The organism is Pseudomonas sp. Pmew2, from assembly GCF_058129885.1.
This window is the reverse complement of sequence record NZ_CM176702.1, coordinates 624,070-642,336: the sequence shown is the minus strand read 5'-3', so window position 1 is coordinate 642,336 and position 18,267 is coordinate 624,070. Positions and strand designations below refer to the sequence as shown.

Genomic DNA, 18,267 nt, shown 5'->3' with positions numbered 1-18,267 from the left:
CAGCAGGTCATGACGCAAGGCCATGCACCGTCGCTGTTTTGCTGGTCGACGAGAATAGCGCATTTTCGCCTGCGCTTTAACGGGGAGGAAGCTCTGCAAGGCGCGCCAATATCTCGAGAACCACCATTCGGGGTGGCCGCTCATCGGTTTCAATCACCACGTCGGCGATTTCCCGATAAAGCGGGTCGCGGATAGCCAGCAATTCACTGAGCACCCGGGCCGGATCAGCGGTACGCAACAAAGGACGATTTCGGTCACGCGCGGTGCGCCCGACCTGCTGTTCTATGGAAGCATGCAGATACACCACGCGCCCACCGGCACGCAACGCCTGACGGTTTTCACCGCGCATGACCGCACCGCCACCGGTGGCCAGAACCAGGCCATCGGCTTCGCACAGCTCGGCAATCATGGCCTGCTCGCGCTCACGGAAACCCGGCTCGCCTTCCTTGTCGAAGATCCACGGGATATTGGCGCCCGTGCGCAACTCGATTTCCTTGTCGGAATCCTTGAACGGCAGTCGCAACTCTTTGGCAAGCAAACGGCCGATGGTGCTTTTGCCAGCACCCATCGGCCCCACAAGTATTAAATTTCGCACAAAATCAACGACTCACAGAAATCGCCTGGTTGTTCATGATACGCGGAGTCAAAAATACCAACAGCTCGGATTTGGACTCGGATACCACATCGCGCCTGAAAAGCCGGCCAAGATACGGTACATCGCCAAGAAATGGCACTTTATCGACAACTTTACTTTGCGTATTTGAGAACACACCACCAATGACGATGGTTTCGCCATCGGAAATCAGCACTTTGGCGTTGACCTCGTTTTTCTTGATCGGTGGTACACCAAGCAACGCATTCAGGTAGTCCGGCTCATCCTTGGTGACCTTGACCTCCATGATGATGCGGTTATCCGGCGTGATCTGTGGCGTTACCTCAAGCGACAGCGAGGCCTCCTTGAAGCTCACAGTGGTTGCACCGCTGGAGCTGGATTCCTGATACGGAATCTCGGTGCCCTTGAGGATCTTGGCGGTTTCCTTGTCGGAAGTGACTACCTTGGGCTGGGAGACGATTTCACCGTTACCGGTCTTCTCCATCGCGCTCAGCTCAAGGTCCAGCAACGTATTGTTGGTGACGAAGCCCAGGCCAATGCCGGAGGTTGCGCCAGATGCGCCCATATCGACAAACGGCACGTTGGAGGTCACGTTGCTGCCAGTGTTACTTGCCTCATCGCCATTATTATCAAGGCCATAGGTTGTCCATTTTCCATTGCCGCTGGTGTTGGTCGAGCCGCCCCAGCGCACACCCAGTTGCTTGTTGTAATCGACGTTGGCCTCGACGATGCGCGCCTCGATCATCACCTGACGCACCGGAATGTCCAGTTGCGAGACGATGCGACGCAGTTCGTCGAGCCGGTCCTGGGTTTGATAGGCAATGATGTTGTTGGTCCGGTCGTCCACAGTGATCGAGCCACGCTCGTCGGTCTTGGACTCGGCGCTGGTCACCGACTGGAACAGCTTGGCGATATCGGCAGCCTTGGCGTAATTGACCTGCAACAATTCACGACGCAGGGGCGCCAGCTCGGCGATCTGCTTGAGCGATTCAAGCTCCTGACGCTCGCGGGCAGCAATTTCATCGGCGGGCGCGACCAGCAGAACGCTGCCGACCTTGCGCTTGTCCAGGCCCTTGGTTTTCAGCACCAGGTCCAGCGCCTGATCCCATGGCACGTTCTGCAGACGCAGGGTAATACCGCCCTGAACCGTGTCGCTGGCTACCAGATTGAGGTTGGTGAAGTCGGCAATCAGTTGCAGCACCGAGCGTACGTCGATGTCCTGGAAGTTCAGCGACAGCTTTTCACCGGTGTACACCGGTTTGTCAGCGGCGCGGCGGTCCAGATCCTCATTGGTCAACGGCCGTACACTGATGGTCAGCTTGTTTTCGGTCTGGAACGCCGAGTAGTCGAAGGCACCCGACGGTTCGATCAGGATACTGGCCTTGTCGCCCGTAGCCGACGCACTGACAAACTGCACCGGCGTGGCGAAGTCCTTGACGTCCAGCCGCACGCGCAGCGGTTCGGGCAGTTGGGTCTTGGCGAAGTCGACGCGAATCTTGCCGCCCTGCTCCTGAATATCCGGGGCAATGCCGGGGTTGCTCAAATCTATGATCACATTGCCTTCACCCAGCTCGCCGCGCTGGAAATCGACATTCCTGATGGCCTTGACGCCCGCGGGGATAAACGGTCTGGCAGATGCCGGAGTGGGTGGCGGCACCGCTACCCGTTGCGCGCCCATCGCGGTGGTTGGCTGGGAAGCCTGCGCAGCGGCTGCGCCCTGACCGATAACCACGTAAAGGTTGTTGCCGTCGACGCGGGAGCTGTAGGGCGAAAGCGTGGTCAGGTTGATGATTACCCGCGTGCGGTCCTGAGCCTGTACAACGACCACGCTGCGTGCGTTACCGTTACCGAGTTCTCGGCTTTTGGTCGCCAACTGACTGGTCACGCCCGGCAGGTCCAGCGCAATACGCGCAGGTTGCGCCGTGGTGTAACCGCGCGGCGCAGGCACCGGCGAGTCGAATGCCAGCTTGAGCTCGATGCGATCACCCGGCAGGGCGGCGACATCCAGAGTCTTTAGGTTGGCAGCCTGGAGAACCGGCGAAAGCATCGCGATGCATAACGACACGCCGATAATCGAGAAAATCCGGGTCATGATCAATTTCCGTTGAGCGCTACTGTGCATACTTGGTCTTGCCCACTTCATGAGCGTTCTTTGAGGGCGATAGTGCGCGGCCTTTCCAGCCAGGCCCCCTCTCCATCAGGAACAATTTCAATGACATCTACCTGCGCATCACCGATTGACACTACCCGGCCGTTGTTACGGCCCAGGTAATCTCCCACCTTGACGCGATGAACGCCTCCCGCACCGCGCAGCAGGGCAAATGTCCCTGACTCGTTGCCAATCGTGCCGACCATCTCGAACGACTCGATATTGAACCCTTCCAGGAACTGCCTGACCCGGTGCTCGTCCGGTGCTACCAGCCGCGAGCCCTTCTGGCGGTTGAGCAGGTCGATCTTGACCGGAGGCTGAAAAGGACTGCGCAGCGTAGAGGCGTTGTAGGTGAACGCTTCATACGGACGAAACTTCGGCAGGGCCTCGATAGTGCCGCTCGGGCGCGCTCTGGCCTGATCCATGAACGCCGACAGGTCGGCAAAATCATTGTCATTACCGCAACCGGCCAACCCTGTCATAACCACACTGACGCACAGCAATCGCGCCGCCCTCATTTCTTCAGCCCTTCATCGTTGTAGCGGTAGGTCTTGGCCAGAATGCTCATGCGCAACTTGGTCGGCACCTTCGGGTCGACCGGTTTGATCTCGAAATCATGCAGCGTGACGATGCGCGGCAGGCTGGCGACACCGCTGACGAAGGTCGCCAAGTCGTGATAACCACCGACTACCGTGATCTGTATCGGCAGCTCGATGTAGAACTGCTGGACCGCCTCGGGCAGCAGCTTGATTTCCTCGAACTCAAGCCCGCTTCCCAGCCCGGTCCGGGTTATATCCTCAAGCAAGCCAGGCACTTCGGTGTCGCTGGGCAATTGCCGCAGCAGAGCACCGAAGGTGTTTTCCATTTCTTCCATCTGCTTCTTGTAAGGCTCAAGGTTGGCAGCCTGGAAGGCCTTGTTGGAAAACTGCTCCTTGAGCGTCACTTCACTGTTCTGTGCGCTTTCCAGCTGGGTTTCCAGGTCCTGGATAAAGAAGAAGTAGCCCAGTGCGAAAATCAGTACCGCGACCAGCACGCCGGCAATGGCCTTGACCGCTGCGGGCCAGGAACCCAGGTTGTTCAGGTCCAGCTCGCTCAGGTCAACCTTGCGAAGCCCTTCCAGCCATTCAGACATATTCATGGCTTGGCTCCTGTAGCGGGCGTGGTTGCGGCAGGTGCAGCCGCGGCAACCGGCGGCTGGGTCTGACGCACTGTCAACTGAAAGACGTTGGCCTGATCCACAGCCCCTGCAGTCGTGGCCTTCACTTCAGTCAGGCTCGGCGCTTCCAGCCAGTCAGAGGCTTCAAGGTTGCGCATCAGGTCGGAAACCCGGTTATTCGATTCGGCAACGCCACTGATGGCAATCAGCTTGTCGGTCATTTTGACCTGCGAGAAATAAACGCCATCCGGAAGAGTGCGCGCCAGTTGATCGAATACACGCCCCGTGATCGGGCGGTTGCCTTGCAGGTCCTGAATGATCTTCATGCGCTCAAGTAACTGTTTGCGACGCGCCTTCAGGTCGCTGATCTCCTTGATGCGTATATCGAGCTGAGCGATCTGCGTCTGCACAAACGCGTTGCGCGCCATCTGATGCTCAATGGCGTTGCTGACGTAACGATCAATCAGAAACAGAATACCGACTGACACCACCAACACGCCGACCAGTGCGGTCAGGAAGCGTTTTTTTCGTTCTTCGCGAAGCTCTTCGCGCCACGGTAATAAGTTGATCCGCGCCATCAGTCGAAGCTCCTCAACGCCAGACCGCACGCGATCATCAACGCGGGAGCGTCACTGGCCAGCGCCCCGGCATTGACCTTGGAGCTCAGGGCCATGTCGGCAAACGGGTTGGCGACCATCGTCGGGGTGCCAATGCGTCGTTGAATCAAATGCTCCAGCCCTGAAATCGAAGCCGTGCCGCCTGCCAGCATGATGTGATCCACGGAGTTGTATTGACCGGCCGCAAAGAAGAACTGCAAAGAACGAGAGACCTGCTGCACCAACGCATCCTTGAAGGGGTCCAGCACCTCGCTGACATAGTCGTCGGGCAACCCGCCCTGCTTCTTGGCAAGCCCGGCCTCCTCCATGGAAAGCCCATAGCGGCGCTGGATTTCGTCAGTCAGCTGGCGGCCACCAAACAGTTGCTCGCGGGTATAGATGATCCGGCCATGATGCAGCACGCTGAGGGTGGTCATGGTGGCACCGATATCGACCACCGCCACGGTAAGCTCGTCATGACCGTTACCCAGTTGCGCAGCCAGCAGGCCGAACGAGCGCTCCAGGGCATAGGCCTCGACGTCCACCACGCGCGCGGTCAGCCCGGCCAGAGCCAGCGCCGCCTCACGCACTTCGACATTCTCTTTGCGGCAGGCAGCCAGCAATACTTCGACGCGTTCGGGATTGCGCACCGAGTAGCCCTGCACTTCGAAATCGATGGCGACTTCTTCCAGCGGATAAGGGATGTACTGATCAGCCTCAAGCTTGAGCTGGTTTTCCATGTCGTCGTCGGAAAGACCGGCGTCCATTTCAATCGTCTTGGTGATCACGGCGGAACCGGCTACGGCGACCGCCACGATCTTGACGCTGGTCTTGGCCTTGGCGAGCACGCGAGACAGCGCCTGACCAACCCCTTCGAGCTCGGCAATATTCTTTTCGACGACAGCGTTGGCCGGCAACGGCTCGACTGCGTAAGACTCGACCTTGTAACGAGTGCCGGAACGACTCAATTCCAGGAGTTTTACCGAGGTGGAGCTAATATCGATCCCTAGAAGGGTGTTGGCCTTCTTACTGAAGAGTTCGAACACAACCTGATTCCTATGAGTTTCCGCCACTTACGGAGTTATTTCGGGCCAACGTCACTGTCGACAGCCTTGACAGTAGCGCAAATCACGCTCGTAGACGAAAAATGCTTATAATGCCCAGCGATTTTTTCATTTAAGAAAGCCTCAAGGCGTGTTCATTTGTAAATGCCTGCGCTTAACCCATTATTTTTTCTGGAAATCCAAAAGCCTTGATACGCCTGCTGAAGTTTTTCTGGTGGTCCCTCGTCGCGGTATTCTGCTCGCTGTTGCTTGGCCTGAGTGGCGCGTTTCTCTACCTGAGCCCGACCCTGCCATCGGTTGAAGCGCTGCGAAGCATTCAACTGCAAATCCCCCTGCGCGTATTCAGCAGCGACGGCAAGCTGATTGCCGAGTTTGGCGAAATGCGCCGCACGCCGATTCGCTTCGCGGAAATTCCGCCCAACTTCATCAACGCCCTGCTATCGGCCGAAGACGACAACTTCGCCAACCACTATGGCGTCGACCCGAGCAGCCTGATGCGCGCTGCCACACAACTGGTAAAAAGCGGCCATATTCAGTCAGGCGGCAGTACCATCACCATGCAGGTCGCGAAAAACTTCTTCCTGACCAGCGAAAGAAGCTTTTCACGCAAAACCACCGAGATTCTGTTGGCCTTGCAAATCGAGCGCCAACTTACCAAAGACGAGATTCTCGAGCTGTACGTCAACAAGATTTATCTGGGTAACCGCGCCTACGGAATCGAAGCCGCGGCGCAAGTCTACTATGGCAAATCGATTCGCGATGTAAGCCTTGCGCAAATGGCCATGATTGCCGGTCTGCCCAAGGCGCCGTCACGCTTCAACCCGCTGGCCAACCCGACCCGCGCCAAGGAACGCCGCGACTGGATCCTCGGCCGCATGTATCGCCTGGGCAAGATTGACCAGACTGCTTACCAGACAGCCTTGAACGAACCACTCAACGCCAGTTATCACGTGCCAACCCCGGAAGTGAACGCGCCGTACATTGCTGAAATGGCACGCGCCGAAATGGTCGGCCGTTACGGCAGCGAGGCCTATACAGAGGGCTTCCGCGTCACTACCACGGTGCCGAGCGACCTTCAGGAGCACGCCAACAAGTCCATCCAGCAGGGCCTGATCGATTACGACCAGCGCCACGGCTATCGCGGCCCGGAAAGCCGCTTCCCGGGCATGACCCGCGCCAACTGGGTACAGGAACTGACCAAACAACGCATGATCAACGGCCTCGAGCCCGGCATCGTGACCCAGGTCGACAAGACCGGCTTGCGCGTGCTGACCCGCAACGGCGAGAAGGAAGAAACCGTCGACTGGGCCACCATGAAGTGGGCGCGGCCTTACCTGAATACCAACAGTCTGGGGGCAAATCCGAAGCAGCCAGGCGATGTTGCCAAGGTGGGCGACCTTGTTCGCCTGTTGCGCCAGGGCGACGGCTCGCTGAAATTCAGTCAAATTCCCGTCGCGCAGAGCGCCCTGGTCTCGCTTGACCCGCAAAACGGCGCCATTCGTGCGCTGGTCGGCGGCTTCGCTTTCGAGCAGAGCAACTACAACCGCGCCATGCAGGCCAAGCGTCAGCCGGGCTCAAGCTTCAAACCGTTCATCTACAGCGCTGCACTGGATAACGGTTACACCGCCTCCAGTCTGGTGAACGACGCACCTATCGTGTTTGTCGACGAGTATCTGGACAAGGTATGGCGTCCGAAAAATGACACCAACACCTTCCTTGGCCCGATCCGCCTGCGCGAGGCGCTGTACAAGTCTCGCAACCTGGTATCGATCCGCCTGCTCCAGGCCCTCGGTATCGACAGCACCATCGACTACATCACCCGCTTTGGCTTCTCCAAGCAAGACTTGCCGCGCAACCTGTCGCTGGCACTGGGCACGGCTACATTGACCCCGATGGAAATCGCCACTGGCTGGGCCACCTTTGCCAATGGCGGTTACAAGGTCAGTCCTTATCTGATCCAGACCATCGAGAACCGTGACGGGCAGACCCTGTTTGTGGCCAATCCGCCAAGCGTTCCGGCCAACGACGTCAATACTGCGCCCAACACGTCGACCTTTGCCGTGCATGACAGCCCGAGCGTGATCGCAGGCCCATCAGGGACACCGGCCCAGCCGCAAGCGCCCGCCGTTGCAGAGCGCGTTGTGGATGGCCGCACGACCTACATTCTGAACAGCATGCTGCAGGACGTAATCAAGCGCGGCACCGGGCGGCGCGCTCTGTCGATGAACCGGCCGGATATCGCCGGCAAGACCGGTACGACCAACGATTCCAAGGATGCGTGGTTCTCCGGTTACAACGCGGACTATGTGACAACTGTCTGGAGCGGCTTCGATCAGCCTGAAAGCCTTGGTCGTCATGAATTTGGCGGTACGGTCTCCCTGCCGATCTGGATGGACTACATGAGCGCTGCACTCAAGGACAAGCCACCGCATCAGCAGGCAGAACCGCCGGGCATCCTCAGCCTGCGTGTAGACCCGTTGAGCGGGCGCGCTGCCACACCTAGCACGCCGAACGCGTTCTTCGAACTGTTCAAAAGCGAAGACACACCGCCAAGCGTCAACGAACTGGGCGGCAGCAGCGCACCGGGCAGCCCGTTGCCAGCGGATGAGTCAGCACCGATCGATTTGTTCTGATAGCACTGCGCAGGTAGGTGACGCAGAGCGTCACCCAAGGCATTCCCACGCTGGAGCGTGAGGAACGATGATCCCCACTATCGTGCGACGCTCCGCGTCGCATGCCGTTCTGGACGCTCCGCGTCCTCTTTTGATTCAGCGGCGCTGCGCAGATTTGTGATGCAGAGCGTCACCCAGGGCATTCACACGCCGGCGCGTGAGGAACGATAATCTCAATTCCAGGCATAAAAAAACCCCTGCATCGCTGCAGGGGTTTTTTATTGCATCAAGGATCAGCCCTTGAACACATCGTCCACGCTGGTCAGCGGGTAGTGCTTCGGATACGGCAGGGTGGCAACACCGCTCTCGATGGCTGCCTTGGCAACTGCATCGGCGATCAAGCCGAGCAGGCGGGTGTCCATTGGTTTCGGGATGATGTACTCACGACCGAATTCCAGTTTGATGCCGCCGTAGGCATCGCTGACTTCCTGAGGAACAGGCAGTTTGGCCAGTTCGCGCAGGGCGTTGGCTGCAGCGATCTTCATTTCTTCGTTGATACGCTTGGCGCGAACGTCCAGAGCACCGCGGAAGATGAACGGGAAGCCCAGAACGTTGTTGACCTGGTTCGGGTAATCCGAACGGCCGGTCGCCATGATCACATCGCTACGGGTGGCGTGAGCCAGCTCCGGGGAGATCTCCGGGTCCGGGTTCGAGCAGGCGAACACGATCGGGTCCTTGGCCATCAGCTTGAGGTTTTCAGCGCTCAACAGATTAGGACCTGACAGGCCCACGAATACGTCAGCGCCATCCAGCGCATCGGTCAGCGAGCGTTTCTCGGTCGCGTGAGCGAACACAGCCTTGTACTGGTTCAGGTCGGTACGGCCAGAGTGAATGACGCCGGTACGGTCGACCATGAAGATGTTTTCGATCTTCGCGCCCATGCTCACCAGCAGCTTCATGCAGGAGATGGCTGCAGCGCCAGCGCCCAGGCAGACGATCTTCGCGGAATCGAGGGTTTTACCGACAATTTCCAGTGCGTTGATCATGCCGGCAGCAGTCACGATAGCGGTGCCGTGCTGGTCATCGTGGAAAACCGGGATGTCGCACTGTTCGATCAGTGCCTTCTCGATTTCAAAGCATTCAGGTGCCTTGATGTCTTCCAGATTGATACCACCGAAGGTGATGGAGATACGCTTTACGGTGTCGATGAACGCCTGCGGGCTTTCGGAATCGACTTCGATATCGAAAACGTCGATACCGGCGAAACGCTTGAACAGAACCCCTTTACCTTCCATGACCGGCTTGGAGGCCAATGGGCCCAGATCGCCGAGGCCGAGAATAGCGGTGCCATCGGAAATAACTGCTACCAGGTTGCCTTTGCCGGTGTACTTGTAAGCCAGCTCGGGGTCACGGGCAATTTCACGCACGGGTTCAGCAACGCCAGGGCTGTAGGCCAGAGCCAGGTCACGAGCGGTTGCAGTCGGCTTGGTGAGTTCGACGCTCAGCTTCCCCGGACGAGGATTGGCATGGTATTCGAGCGCGGCAGTTTTCAAATCTGACATGTATTGGATTCCGCTTTTTTACTGTGGGACAGACGGACCGCCGAGGATACGCAAGATGCATAGTCCTAACAAGACTGACCAGTCACTGCTGTCAATAGGCACAGGATTAGACTTTACGCTTAGATGCCTGAAACGTGAACAACCGGCCACCCATCACCAGACAACTGGCCAAAAGGCAGTATCTATCGACCTGACGGGCTCAGCATCGCGGGGTGGGTCAGTGGCAACAGCCAGCGTGCCTGCCCTGATTTCAGAGCACCGCGCCGGGACCGATCGACCACCCAGCCGCGCGCCTCGACCTGCCGGCCCTTGAGGCGCTCCAGCATTGCCGTGTCGAATGAGTTCACGTTAGCCGGGGCAACACGCAGGACCAGCGAGCCTTGCAACTCGATCCAGATACCGCCGCGATTGCGCTGCACGCTCTTGACCTGACCGGACACAATCGCAAAGCCGCTTTTGCTCAGCCTGGTCGAGGGCTGAACCGGCGAGTCGCGCCACACACCCAATTGCGCCTGCCGCGCCGCACCTTCGGCAACTTGCTGGCAATCGACCAGCGCAACGTTAGGCGCAACGGCCACCAGATACCCCAGCCCTTCGCTGAGCAACTGCGCCTCAAGGTTTGCCCCCTTGCGATCGTAAACGTTGGCCAGAGTACGACCGTAATGGTCCTTGCCCTGCTGGCCGACACGCAAACCGACCTGACCGCCGCTTTCATCCACCAGTGCCTGCAAACGTCTTTTCGCAGCCTCGGCAAACGGCTCGGCAGACTGGCCTTTCTTGCCGGTTTCAGGCGTGTTGAGCCCAATCATCCGCACGCTGCGGCCATCGCTCAGACGCAGCGTGTCGCCATCAACCACGCGCTGCACCTGTGCAACCGGCAACGAAGCAGGTGCCGGGCAGAAGGCCTGCGCGCCGGACACCCAAATCGCGGGCACAAAAAAGACGCCCACAAGGAGCGCCTTTTCAAGCAGCCTGGAGATGCCCATGGGGCAGCCAGTCTTACTTCGCTTTGGTAGCGCCGAACGCACCGAAACGGGATTTGAACTTGTCGACACGGCCGCCAACGTCAAGCGTCTTCTGCTTGCCGGTGTAGAACGGGTGGCACTCGTTGCACACGTCCAGGCTCAGCGGAGCGGCCAGGGTGGAACGGGTCTTGATGACATTGCCGCAGCTGCAGGTAGCGTCAATGGCTTCGTAAACTGGATGGATATCAGCTTTCATCGGTACTTCCTCGGTCTAACGCGCCGCCATCCAACACTATTGTTGAATACCGCACGGAAATAGGCTGCGGATAGTACCAGACAATTGCAACGACGCAAGCGAACCTTCACACCGGTCGTCTGCTAAGATCGCGCCTCCGTCATCACTCATCATCACAGGGAAACACCGCGTGCCCGACGCCATCCTGCGCCTTGCCCTGCCCTCGCCGCTTCGCCGCCTGTTCGACTACCGCGCTCCTGCGGGCGTGTCGCGTAGCGCCTTGCAGCCTGGCATGCGTCTGCGGGTGCCATTCGGGCGACGGGAAATGATCGGCATTCTGGTGGAAGTGGTCGATCACAGCGAAGTGCCTGCCGACAAGCTCAAACCGGCCATCGCCCTGCTCGACAGCGAAGCGCCATTGCCGCCCGCGCTGTTCAAGCTGTGCCTGTGGACCTCGCAGTATTATCAGCACAGCCTGGGCGACACGCTGAGCTGGGCCTTGCCGGTGTTGCTGCGTCAGGGCGAACTGGCCGAAAGTCGCCAGGAACGCTTCTGGCACGTTGCACCGGGCGCCAGCGTCGGCGACCCGCGCATCGCGCGAGCGCCCAAGCAACGCGAAGCGCTGACCACCCTCGCCCAGCACCCGCATGGCGTGGCGCATCAGTTGCTGAGCAAGCTGATGCTTAATAAAGACAGCCTCAACCTGCTGCTGGCCAAGGAGCTGGTGTATGTCGAGGTTCGCAGCCACGCACCCAGCGCACGCCATGAACACTGGCTGGCCCAGCCTGAATTGCCGCTCAACACCGAGCAACGCGCTGCCTACGAAGCCATCCGTGCCGGGTTCGACAGCTTTCATGCGTTTTTGCTGGCTGGCGTCACTGGCAGTGGCAAGACTGAAGTCTATCTGCAACTGATCCGCGAAACGCTTGAGGCCGGCAAACAGGCGCTGGTGCTGATTCCGGAAATCAACCTGGGGCCACAAACCCTGACGCGTTTCGAACAGCGCTTCAATGCCCGCATCGCGCTGCTGCATTCGGCAGTCAACGACCGCGAACGACTGGATGCCTGGCTGGCGGCTCGCGATGGCGAAGCCGACATTATTATCGGCACGCGCTCGGCACTGTTCACGCCGATGAAGAACCCCGGCCTGATCATCATCGACGAAGAACACGACGGCTCCTATAAACAGCAGGAAGGTCTGCGCTATCACGCCCGTGATCTGGCCCTGGTGCGGGCGCGTCAGGAAAACATTCCGATTGTCCTGGGCTCGGCCACCCCGTCCCTGGAAAGCCTGCACAACGCCTACACCGGCCGCTACGGCCTGTTACGCCTGAACCAGCGTGCAGGCGGTGCGCAACAGCCGCGTTTCATGCGCCTGGACGTCAAAAGCAGGCCACTGGACAGCGGCATTTCCGGGCCGATGCAGCAGGCTATCGGCCAGACGCTTGCGGCAGGTCAGCAGGTGCTGGTCTTCCTCAACCGTCGCGGCTTCGCACCCACCTTGTTGTGCCACGACTGCGGCTGGATGTCTGGCTGCCAGCGCTGTGATGCGCGCATGACCGTGCACCAGCGCTCGGGCGAGCTACGCTGCCATCACTGCGGGTATGTCGAACGTGTACCGCGCCAGTGCCCGTCCTGCGGCAAGGTGGATTTGCGCCCGGTAGGCGCGGGCACCGAACGTGCCGAAGAGCGCCTGGCGATCCTGTTTCCGGACTTTCCCGTGCTGCGCGTGGATCGCGACAGCACCTCGCGCAAGGACGCCATGAATCAGTTATTCGCGACCATCCAGCGCGGCCAGCCCTGCATTCTGGTGGGTACGCAAATGCTCGCCAAAGGGCATCACTTCCCACGGGTAACGCTGGTGTCGATCCTGGATGCCGACGGCGGGCTGTTTTCCGGTGACTTCCGGGCCAGCGAGCGCATGGCGCAGTTGATCGTGCAGGTTGCAGGTCGTGCCGGCCGCGCGGAAGAGCCGGGCAAGGTGATCATCCAGACCCACCTGGCCGACCATCCACTGCTGATCCAGCTGACCGAGCAGGGTTATTTCGCCTTTGCCGAACAGGCCTTGAGCGAGCGCCGTTCGGCGGGTCTGCCACCGTTTTCACACCTCGCACTGCTGCGCGCCGAAGCGCACAAGCCGGGACAGGCCGAGGCCTTTCTCGATCAAGCCTGCAGTGACGCCGAGCAACTGGTTGCGCAAATGGGCCTGGGCGGCATCGAGCTGCTGGGCCCGGTTCCGGCACCGATGGAACGCCGCGCCGGGCGTTATCGTGCGCAACTGCTGGTGCAGTCCAGCGCACGCGCGCCACTGCACAAATTGCTTGCCACTTGGTTGCTCGCGCTGGAGCAAATGCCCAGCGGACGACAGGTCAGATGGTCGCTGGATGTGGACCCGGTGGATCTTTATTAAGCCACGCCGTTGGCAAGCAGGCTTGAGCAACGGATAATGCAGAGTTTTTCCACCCGCGCATCAAAGCGCCACCGCGCTTGCGGTCGAAGAGAGCACAATGAAAGACACCATTCGCCAGCTGGTTCAACAAGCCCTGACCCGTCTCGTCACCGAGGGCGTCTTGCCAGAAGGGCTGACGTCGGCGATTCAGGTGGAAAACGCCCGCGACAAGACGCACGGCGACTTCGCCAGCAATATCGCGATGATGCTCGCCAAGCCTGCCGGGATGAAGCCGCGGGACCTGGCTGAAAAGCTGATCGCCGCCCTGCCTGCCGACGAGCAGGTCAGCAAGGTCGAAATTGCCGGCCCGGGCTTTCTGAACTTCTTCCAGAACACTGCGGCGCTGGCCGCACGCCTCGACGCTGCACTGGCCGACGCGCACCTGTCAGTCCGCAAGGCGGGCGCTGTACAGCGCGTGGTCGTCGATCTGTCGGCACCGAATCTGGCCAAGGAAATGCACGTTGGCCATTTGCGCTCGACCATTATTGGCGACGGCGTGGCGAACGTTCTGACGTTTTTAGGCGACACAGTCATTCGCCAGAACCATGTGGGCGACTGGGGCACCCAGTTCGGCATGCTGCTGGCCTATCTACAGGAAAAACCGGCGACCAGCGACGAGCTGTCCGACCTGGAAAACTTCTACCGCGCCGCCAAGCAGCGCTTTGACGAATCCGAAGAGTTCGCCGAGCGGGCGCGAGGCCTGGTGGTCAAGTTGCAGGCAGGCGATGCCGAGTGTCTGGCCCTGTGGACACGCTTCAAGGACATCTCGCTGTCGCACTGCCAGGAAACCTACGAGCGCCTCAACGTCAAGCTGACCCCGGCAGATGTGATGGGCGAAAGTGCCTACAACGATGACCTGGCCAACGTGGTCAACGATCTGAAAGCCACTGGCCTGCTGGTCGAGAGCAACGGCGCGCAATGTGTGTTCCTCGAAGAATTCCGTACCGCCGATGACACGCCTCTGCCGGTGATCGTGCAGAAGGCCGGTGGCGGCTACCTGTACGCCACCACCGATCTGGCCGCCATCCGCTACCGCAGCAAAGTGCTCAAGGCTGACCGCGTGCTGTATTTCGTCGACCAGCGTCAGGCCCTGCACTTCCAGCAGGTGTTCGAAGTCGCTCGCCGCGCCGGTTTCGTCCACGACGGCATGCAGCTGGAACACATGGGTTTTGGCACCATGAACGGCGCCGATGGCCGCCCGTTCAAGACCCGCGACGGCGGCACGGTCAAACTCATCGACCTGCTCGATGAAGCCGAAGAACGTGCATACACGCTGGTGAAGGAAAAGAATCCGGAAGTCGCTGAAGCAGAATTGCGCAGCATTGCCAAGGCCGTGGGCATCAGTGCGGTGAAATACGCCGACCTGTCCAAGCACCGCGCCAGCGATTACAGCTTCAACTTCGATCAGATGCTCAGTTTCGAGGGCAACACCGCGCCCTACCTGCTGTACGCCTACACCCGTGTGGCGGGCGTGTTCCGCAAGCTGGGCAGCGCGTTTGACGCCAGCAAGGGCCAGATTGTCCTCGCAGCGCCGCAGGAACAGGAACTGGCCGCACGTCTGGCGCAATTCACCGAAACACTGAACAACGTCGCAGAAAAAGGCACACCGCACGTACTTTGTGCTTACCTGTATGACCTTGCGGGTCTGTTTTCGAGCTTTTACGAAAACTGCCCGATCCTTGGTGCGGAAAATCCCGATCAGCAGCAAAGCCGTCTGCGTCTGGCTGCCCTGACCGGCCGCACCCTCAAGCAAGGCCTGGACCTGTTGGGTCTGGAAACTCTGGAGCGTATGTAAGTTGGCAGTTGCGAAGAAGAAACCGGCACCCAAGCGGGGCGCCAGCCGTTATCAGGCACCCGCGAAGAAGCCGATTCCAGGATGGTTGTGGCTGGCGATTGGCTTGACCGTGGGCGCGTTCGTGGTCTTTCTGATGAAGCTTGAACCGGGCGGCGAAGACGTCAAGCGGGTCAAGGCGGACGCCAAGGCCGCGAAGATCGCCGAGGCGAATAAAACACCACCGAGCCCGACGGCTCCGGTCAAGCCGAAGTACGACTTCTACACATTGCTGCCGGAATCGGAAGTGATCGTGCCGAACGAAGCCGTGCCGGAGAAGACCCCGCCGCCTGTGGCACCCACAGCACCGGTCTCGCCGGAGCAGGCAGCCAAGATCGACACGGCACGTGCCCAGGCAGCCCTCAGCGGCTTGACGCCTCCGCCAGCGCCACCGGTTGCCACGACCAAGCCGGCAGCAGTCACGACGTTCTTCCTGCAGGCGGGCTCGTTCCGCAAACAGGCTGACGCCGAGAAAGTCCGCGCGCAGATCATCCTGCTGGGCCAGACGTCTACCGTCGAGTCAGGCACTGTGAAAGATGAAACCTGGTACCGCGTACTGGTCGGCCCGTTCAGCAACCGCGAACAACTGACCACCGCCCAGAAACAACTGGCAAGCGGTGGATTTAGTAACCTGTTGTTGCAACAGCGTCAGAGCCGTTAGTCAAAGCCCCTCTGTTTCCGTGCTCATCGCGATGTTTCGATGAGTACAAAGAACGGAGCTTCTGCCCGCTCGTCGTAGGAGCGGACTTGTCCGCGATCTGCCGGGAACCGGCAGCAAAACCAGCCGCATCGGTTTATCAGGCGCAGCCGAGGCAGCCTATTCTGGGGCCGCTTCGCAGCCCGTCGCGGACAAGTCCGCTCCCACAAAAGCAGGGAGATCGCGGACAAACGAAGCGTCGTCCGGTCCGCTTAAAGGGTTGGGACAAGAATCATACGATCATTTCCCCCCGATTTACCCCCAAGGTTGAAATACTCACCCACACCCCCATATGAGTTTGCATCAGGGCATTTTCGCCCCGCAGTGTGGAGACTCTACCTTGACCACCATCGTTTCAGTGCGCCGCCACGGTAAAGTCGTCATGGCTGGCGACGGCCAGGTTTCTCTGGGCAACACCGTCATGAAAGGCAACGCCAAGAAGGTGCGCCGTCTTTATCACGGCGAAGTAATCGCCGGGTTCGCTGGCGCAACCGCCGATGCATTCACGCTGTTCGAACGCTTTGAAGCCCAGCTGGAAAAACACCAGGGCCATCTGGTTCGTGCAGCTGTCGAGCTGGCCAAGGACTGGCGTACCGATCGCTCGCTGAGCCGTCTTGAAGCAATGCTGGCCGTCGCCAACAAGGACGCCTCGCTGATCATCACCGGCAACGGCGATGTGGTCGAGCCCGAGGACGGCCTGATCGCCATGGGCTCCGGCGGCGCATTTGCTCAGGCCGCCGCACGCGCCCTGCTGCTCAAGACCGACCTGTCGGCACGCGAAATCGCCGAGACCTCGTTGCATATCGCTGGCGACATTTGCGTGTTCACCAACCACAACATCACCATTGAGGAGCAGGACCTCGTCGGCTAAGCCCTTGCCGGGCCGCACAGTCTGCGGCCCCTTCGGCTTGACCGTACCAGAGGACCGTGAATTACCATGTCCATGACTCCCCGCGAAATCGTCCACGAACTTAACCGCCATATCATCGGCCAGGACGATGCCAAGCGCGCCGTCGCCATTGCCCTGCGCAATCGCTGGCGCCGCATGCAGCTGCCTGAAGAGCTGCGCGTTGAAGTGACGCCCAAGAACATTCTGATGATCGGCCCGACCGGTGTCGGCAAGACCGAAATCGCCCGTCGCCTGGCCAAGCTTGCCAATGCGCCGTTCATCAAGGTTGAAGCGACCAAGTTCACCGAAGTGGGCTATGTAGGTCGTGATGTCGAGTCGATCATCCGCGACCTGGCCGATGCGGCTATCAAGCTTCTGCGTGAACAGGAGATCATCAAGGTCCGTCATCGCGCCGAAGACGCGGCCGAAGACCGTATTCTCGATGCCCTGTTGCCGCCTGCGCGTGTCGGTTTCAATGAAGACCCTGCGCAAAGCAATGATTCCAACACCCGTCAGCTGTTCCGCAAGCGTTTGCGCGAAGGCCAGCTGGACGACAAGGAAATCGAGATCGAGATCAACGAAGCCGTAGGTGTGGATATCTCCGCGCCACCCGGCATGGAAGAAATGACCAATCAGCTGCAGAGCCTGTTTGCCAACATGGGCAAAGGCAAGACCAAGAGCCGCAAACTCAAGGTCAAGGACGCGCTCAAGCTGGTACGCGAAGAAGAAGCGGGCCGTCTGGTCAATGACGAAGAGTTGAAGGCCAAGGCGCTGGAAGCCGTCGAGCAACACGGCATTGTGTTCATCGACGAGATCGACAAGGTTGCCAAGCGCGGTAATTCGGGCGGTGTCGATGTGTCCCGCGAAGGCGTACAGCGCGACCTGCTGCCGCTGATTGAAGGCTGCACCGTGAATACCAAACTGGGCATGGTCAAGACTGACCACATCCTGTTCATTGCATCTGGTGCGTTCCATTTGAGCAAGCCAAGTGATCTGGTCCCCGAGCTGCAAGGTCGTCTGCCGATCCGCGTTGAACTCAAGGCGCTGTCGCCGCAGGACTTCGAACGCATTCTCAGCGAGCCACATGCGTCGTTGACCGAACAGTATCGCGAGCTGCTCAAGACCGAAGGCCTGAAGATCGAGTTCAAGCCTGAAGGCATCAAGCGTCTTGCCGAGATTGCCTGGCAGGTCAACGAGAAAACCGAGAACATCGGTGCCCGTCGCCTGCACACGCTGCTTGAGCGTCTGCTTGAGGAAGTCTCGTTCAGCGCTGGCGATCTGGCTATCAGCCCTGACGCAGCACCGATTGAAATCGATGCAGAATACGTCAACAGCCACTTGGGCGATCTGGCCGAAAACGAGGACCTCTCGCGGTATATCCTTTAAAGCTGCAAGCGGTTAGCTACAAGCTGCAAGAGGTTCTCCTCTTGCAGCTTTTTTGCTTCTGCC

15 protein-coding genes are annotated in these 18,267 nt (G+C 59.6%); 6 read left to right on the top strand and 9 right to left on the bottom strand.

Annotation, left to right across the window (positions count from 1 at the left end):
• Positions 1-76: 76 nt before the first annotated feature.
• Genes aroK through AC4ANK_RS02950 form a run of 6 tightly spaced genes read right to left on the bottom strand, consistent with a single transcriptional unit; the run spans position 77 to position 5,560 of the window.
• Entirely contained in the window at positions 77-595 is a 519-nt protein-coding gene (gene aroK / locus AC4ANK_RS02975) for a shikimate kinase AroK (RefSeq protein WP_002551657.1), read from the bottom strand.
• A gap of 4 nt (positions 596-599) precedes the next feature.
• Positions 600-2,705 carry a type IV pilus secretin PilQ gene (locus tag AC4ANK_RS02970; RefSeq protein WP_002551656.1) on the bottom strand — a complete coding sequence of 702 codons (2,106 nt, stop codon included), beginning with the start codon at positions 2,703-2,705 and terminating at the stop codon, positions 600-602.
• A gap of 47 nt (positions 2,706-2,752) precedes the next feature.
• Positions 2,753-3,280 carry a type 4a pilus biogenesis lipoprotein PilP gene (gene pilP / locus AC4ANK_RS02965; protein WP_002551655.1) on the bottom strand — a complete coding sequence of 176 codons (528 nt, stop codon included), beginning with the start codon at positions 3,278-3,280 and terminating at the stop codon, positions 2,753-2,755.
• Positions 3,277-3,900, bottom strand: a complete 624-nt coding sequence (gene pilO / locus AC4ANK_RS02960; protein WP_002551654.1) for a type 4a pilus biogenesis protein PilO — start codon at positions 3,898-3,900, stop codon at positions 3,277-3,279. Before pilO ends, pilP begins: the two co-directional genes overlap by 4 nt.
• Positions 3,897-4,496 (bottom strand): PilN domain-containing protein, encoded by a 600-nt coding sequence (locus AC4ANK_RS02955; RefSeq protein WP_002551653.1) that lies wholly within the window; start codon positions 4,494-4,496, stop codon positions 3,897-3,899. Before AC4ANK_RS02955 ends, pilO begins: the two co-directional genes overlap by 4 nt.
• Positions 4,496-5,560, bottom strand: coding sequence for a pilus assembly protein PilM (locus AC4ANK_RS02950; RefSeq protein WP_002551652.1), 1,065 nt, complete (start codon positions 5,558-5,560; stop codon positions 4,496-4,498). The genes AC4ANK_RS02955 and AC4ANK_RS02950 overlap by 1 nt, the downstream gene beginning before the upstream one ends.
• Before the next feature lie 209 nt (positions 5,561-5,769).
• Between AC4ANK_RS02950 and AC4ANK_RS02945 the strand changes: the two genes are divergently transcribed.
• On the top strand, positions 5,770-8,211 hold the full coding sequence (locus AC4ANK_RS02945) for a penicillin-binding protein 1A (protein WP_460385124.1): 2,442 nt from the start codon (positions 5,770-5,772) through the stop codon (positions 8,209-8,211).
• 272 nt (positions 8,212-8,483) lie between these two features.
• Here AC4ANK_RS02945 and AC4ANK_RS02940 read toward each other — a convergent pair whose 3' ends face one another.
• The 3 genes from AC4ANK_RS02940 to rpmE all read right to left on the bottom strand — a co-directional run bounded on the left by AC4ANK_RS02940 (position 8,484) and on the right by rpmE (position 10,973).
• Positions 8,484-9,752, bottom strand: coding sequence for a malic enzyme-like NAD(P)-binding protein (locus AC4ANK_RS02940; RefSeq protein WP_002551650.1), 1,269 nt, complete (start codon positions 9,750-9,752; stop codon positions 8,484-8,486).
• Positions 9,753-9,934: 182 nt separating this feature from the next.
• Entirely contained in the window at positions 9,935-10,738 is an 804-nt protein-coding gene (locus AC4ANK_RS02935; RefSeq protein ID WP_002551649.1) for a thermonuclease family protein, read from the bottom strand.
• Positions 10,739-10,751: 13 nt separating this feature from the next.
• Positions 10,752-10,973 carry a 50S ribosomal protein L31 gene (rpmE, locus tag AC4ANK_RS02930; RefSeq protein ID WP_002551648.1) on the bottom strand — a complete coding sequence of 74 codons (222 nt, stop codon included), beginning with the start codon at positions 10,971-10,973 and terminating at the stop codon, positions 10,752-10,754.
• Between the two features lie 169 nt (positions 10,974-11,142).
• Between rpmE and AC4ANK_RS02925 the strand changes: the two genes are divergently transcribed.
• From AC4ANK_RS02925 to hslU, 5 genes are all read left to right on the top strand, one after another.
• Positions 11,143-13,362, top strand: a complete 2,220-nt coding sequence (locus AC4ANK_RS02925; RefSeq protein WP_002551647.1) for a primosomal protein N' — start codon at positions 11,143-11,145, stop codon at positions 13,360-13,362.
• Positions 13,363-13,459: 97 nt separating this feature from the next.
• Positions 13,460-15,196 carry an arginine--tRNA ligase gene (argS, locus tag AC4ANK_RS02920; RefSeq protein ID WP_460384161.1) on the top strand — a complete coding sequence of 579 codons (1,737 nt, stop codon included), beginning with the start codon at positions 13,460-13,462 and terminating at the stop codon, positions 15,194-15,196.
• A 1-nt stretch (position 15,197) separates the two neighbouring features.
• A complete protein-coding gene (locus tag AC4ANK_RS02915) occupies positions 15,198-15,893 on the top strand; it encodes an SPOR domain-containing protein (RefSeq protein WP_002551645.1) in 696 nt (231 codons plus the stop codon).
• A gap of 376 nt (positions 15,894-16,269) precedes the next feature.
• Entirely contained in the window at positions 16,270-16,800 is a 531-nt protein-coding gene (gene hslV, locus AC4ANK_RS02910; RefSeq protein WP_002551644.1) for an ATP-dependent protease subunit HslV, read from the top strand.
• 66 nt (positions 16,801-16,866) lie between these two features.
• A complete protein-coding gene (gene hslU, locus AC4ANK_RS02905; RefSeq protein ID WP_002551643.1) occupies positions 16,867-18,204 on the top strand; it encodes an ATP-dependent protease ATPase subunit HslU in 1,338 nt (445 codons plus the stop codon).
• Positions 18,205-18,267: the final 63 nt, after the last annotated feature.

Bases quoted from the DNA above. Each gene is read 5' to 3' on its own strand.
- AC4ANK_RS02970 (WP_002551656.1), bottom strand. From the start codon at position 2,705: ATGACCCGGATTTTCTCGATTATCGGCGTGTCGTTATGCATCGCGATG.
- pilP (WP_002551655.1), bottom strand. From the start codon at position 3,280: ATGAGGGCGGCGCGATTGCTGTGCGTCAGTGTGGTTATGACAGGGTTG.
- pilO (WP_002551654.1), bottom strand. From the start codon at position 3,900: ATGAATATGTCTGAATGGCTGGAAGGGCTTCGCAAGGTTGACCTGAGC.
- AC4ANK_RS02955 (WP_002551653.1), bottom strand. From the start codon at position 4,496: ATGGCGCGGATCAACTTATTACCGTGGCGCGAAGAGCTTCGCGAAGAA.
- AC4ANK_RS02940 (WP_002551650.1), bottom strand. From the start codon at position 9,752: ATGTCAGATTTGAAAACTGCCGCGCTCGAATACCATGCCAATCCTCGT.
- AC4ANK_RS02935 (WP_002551649.1), bottom strand. From the start codon at position 10,738: ATGGGCATCTCCAGGCTGCTTGAAAAGGCGCTCCTTGTGGGCGTCTTT.
- rpmE (WP_002551648.1), bottom strand. From the start codon at position 10,973: ATGAAAGCTGATATCCATCCAGTTTACGAAGCCATTGACGCTACCTGC.
- argS (WP_460384161.1), top strand. From the start codon at position 13,460: ATGAAAGACACCATTCGCCAGCTGGTTCAACAAGCCCTGACCCGTCTC.
- hslU (WP_002551643.1), top strand. From the start codon at position 16,867: ATGTCCATGACTCCCCGCGAAATCGTCCACGAACTTAACCGCCATATC.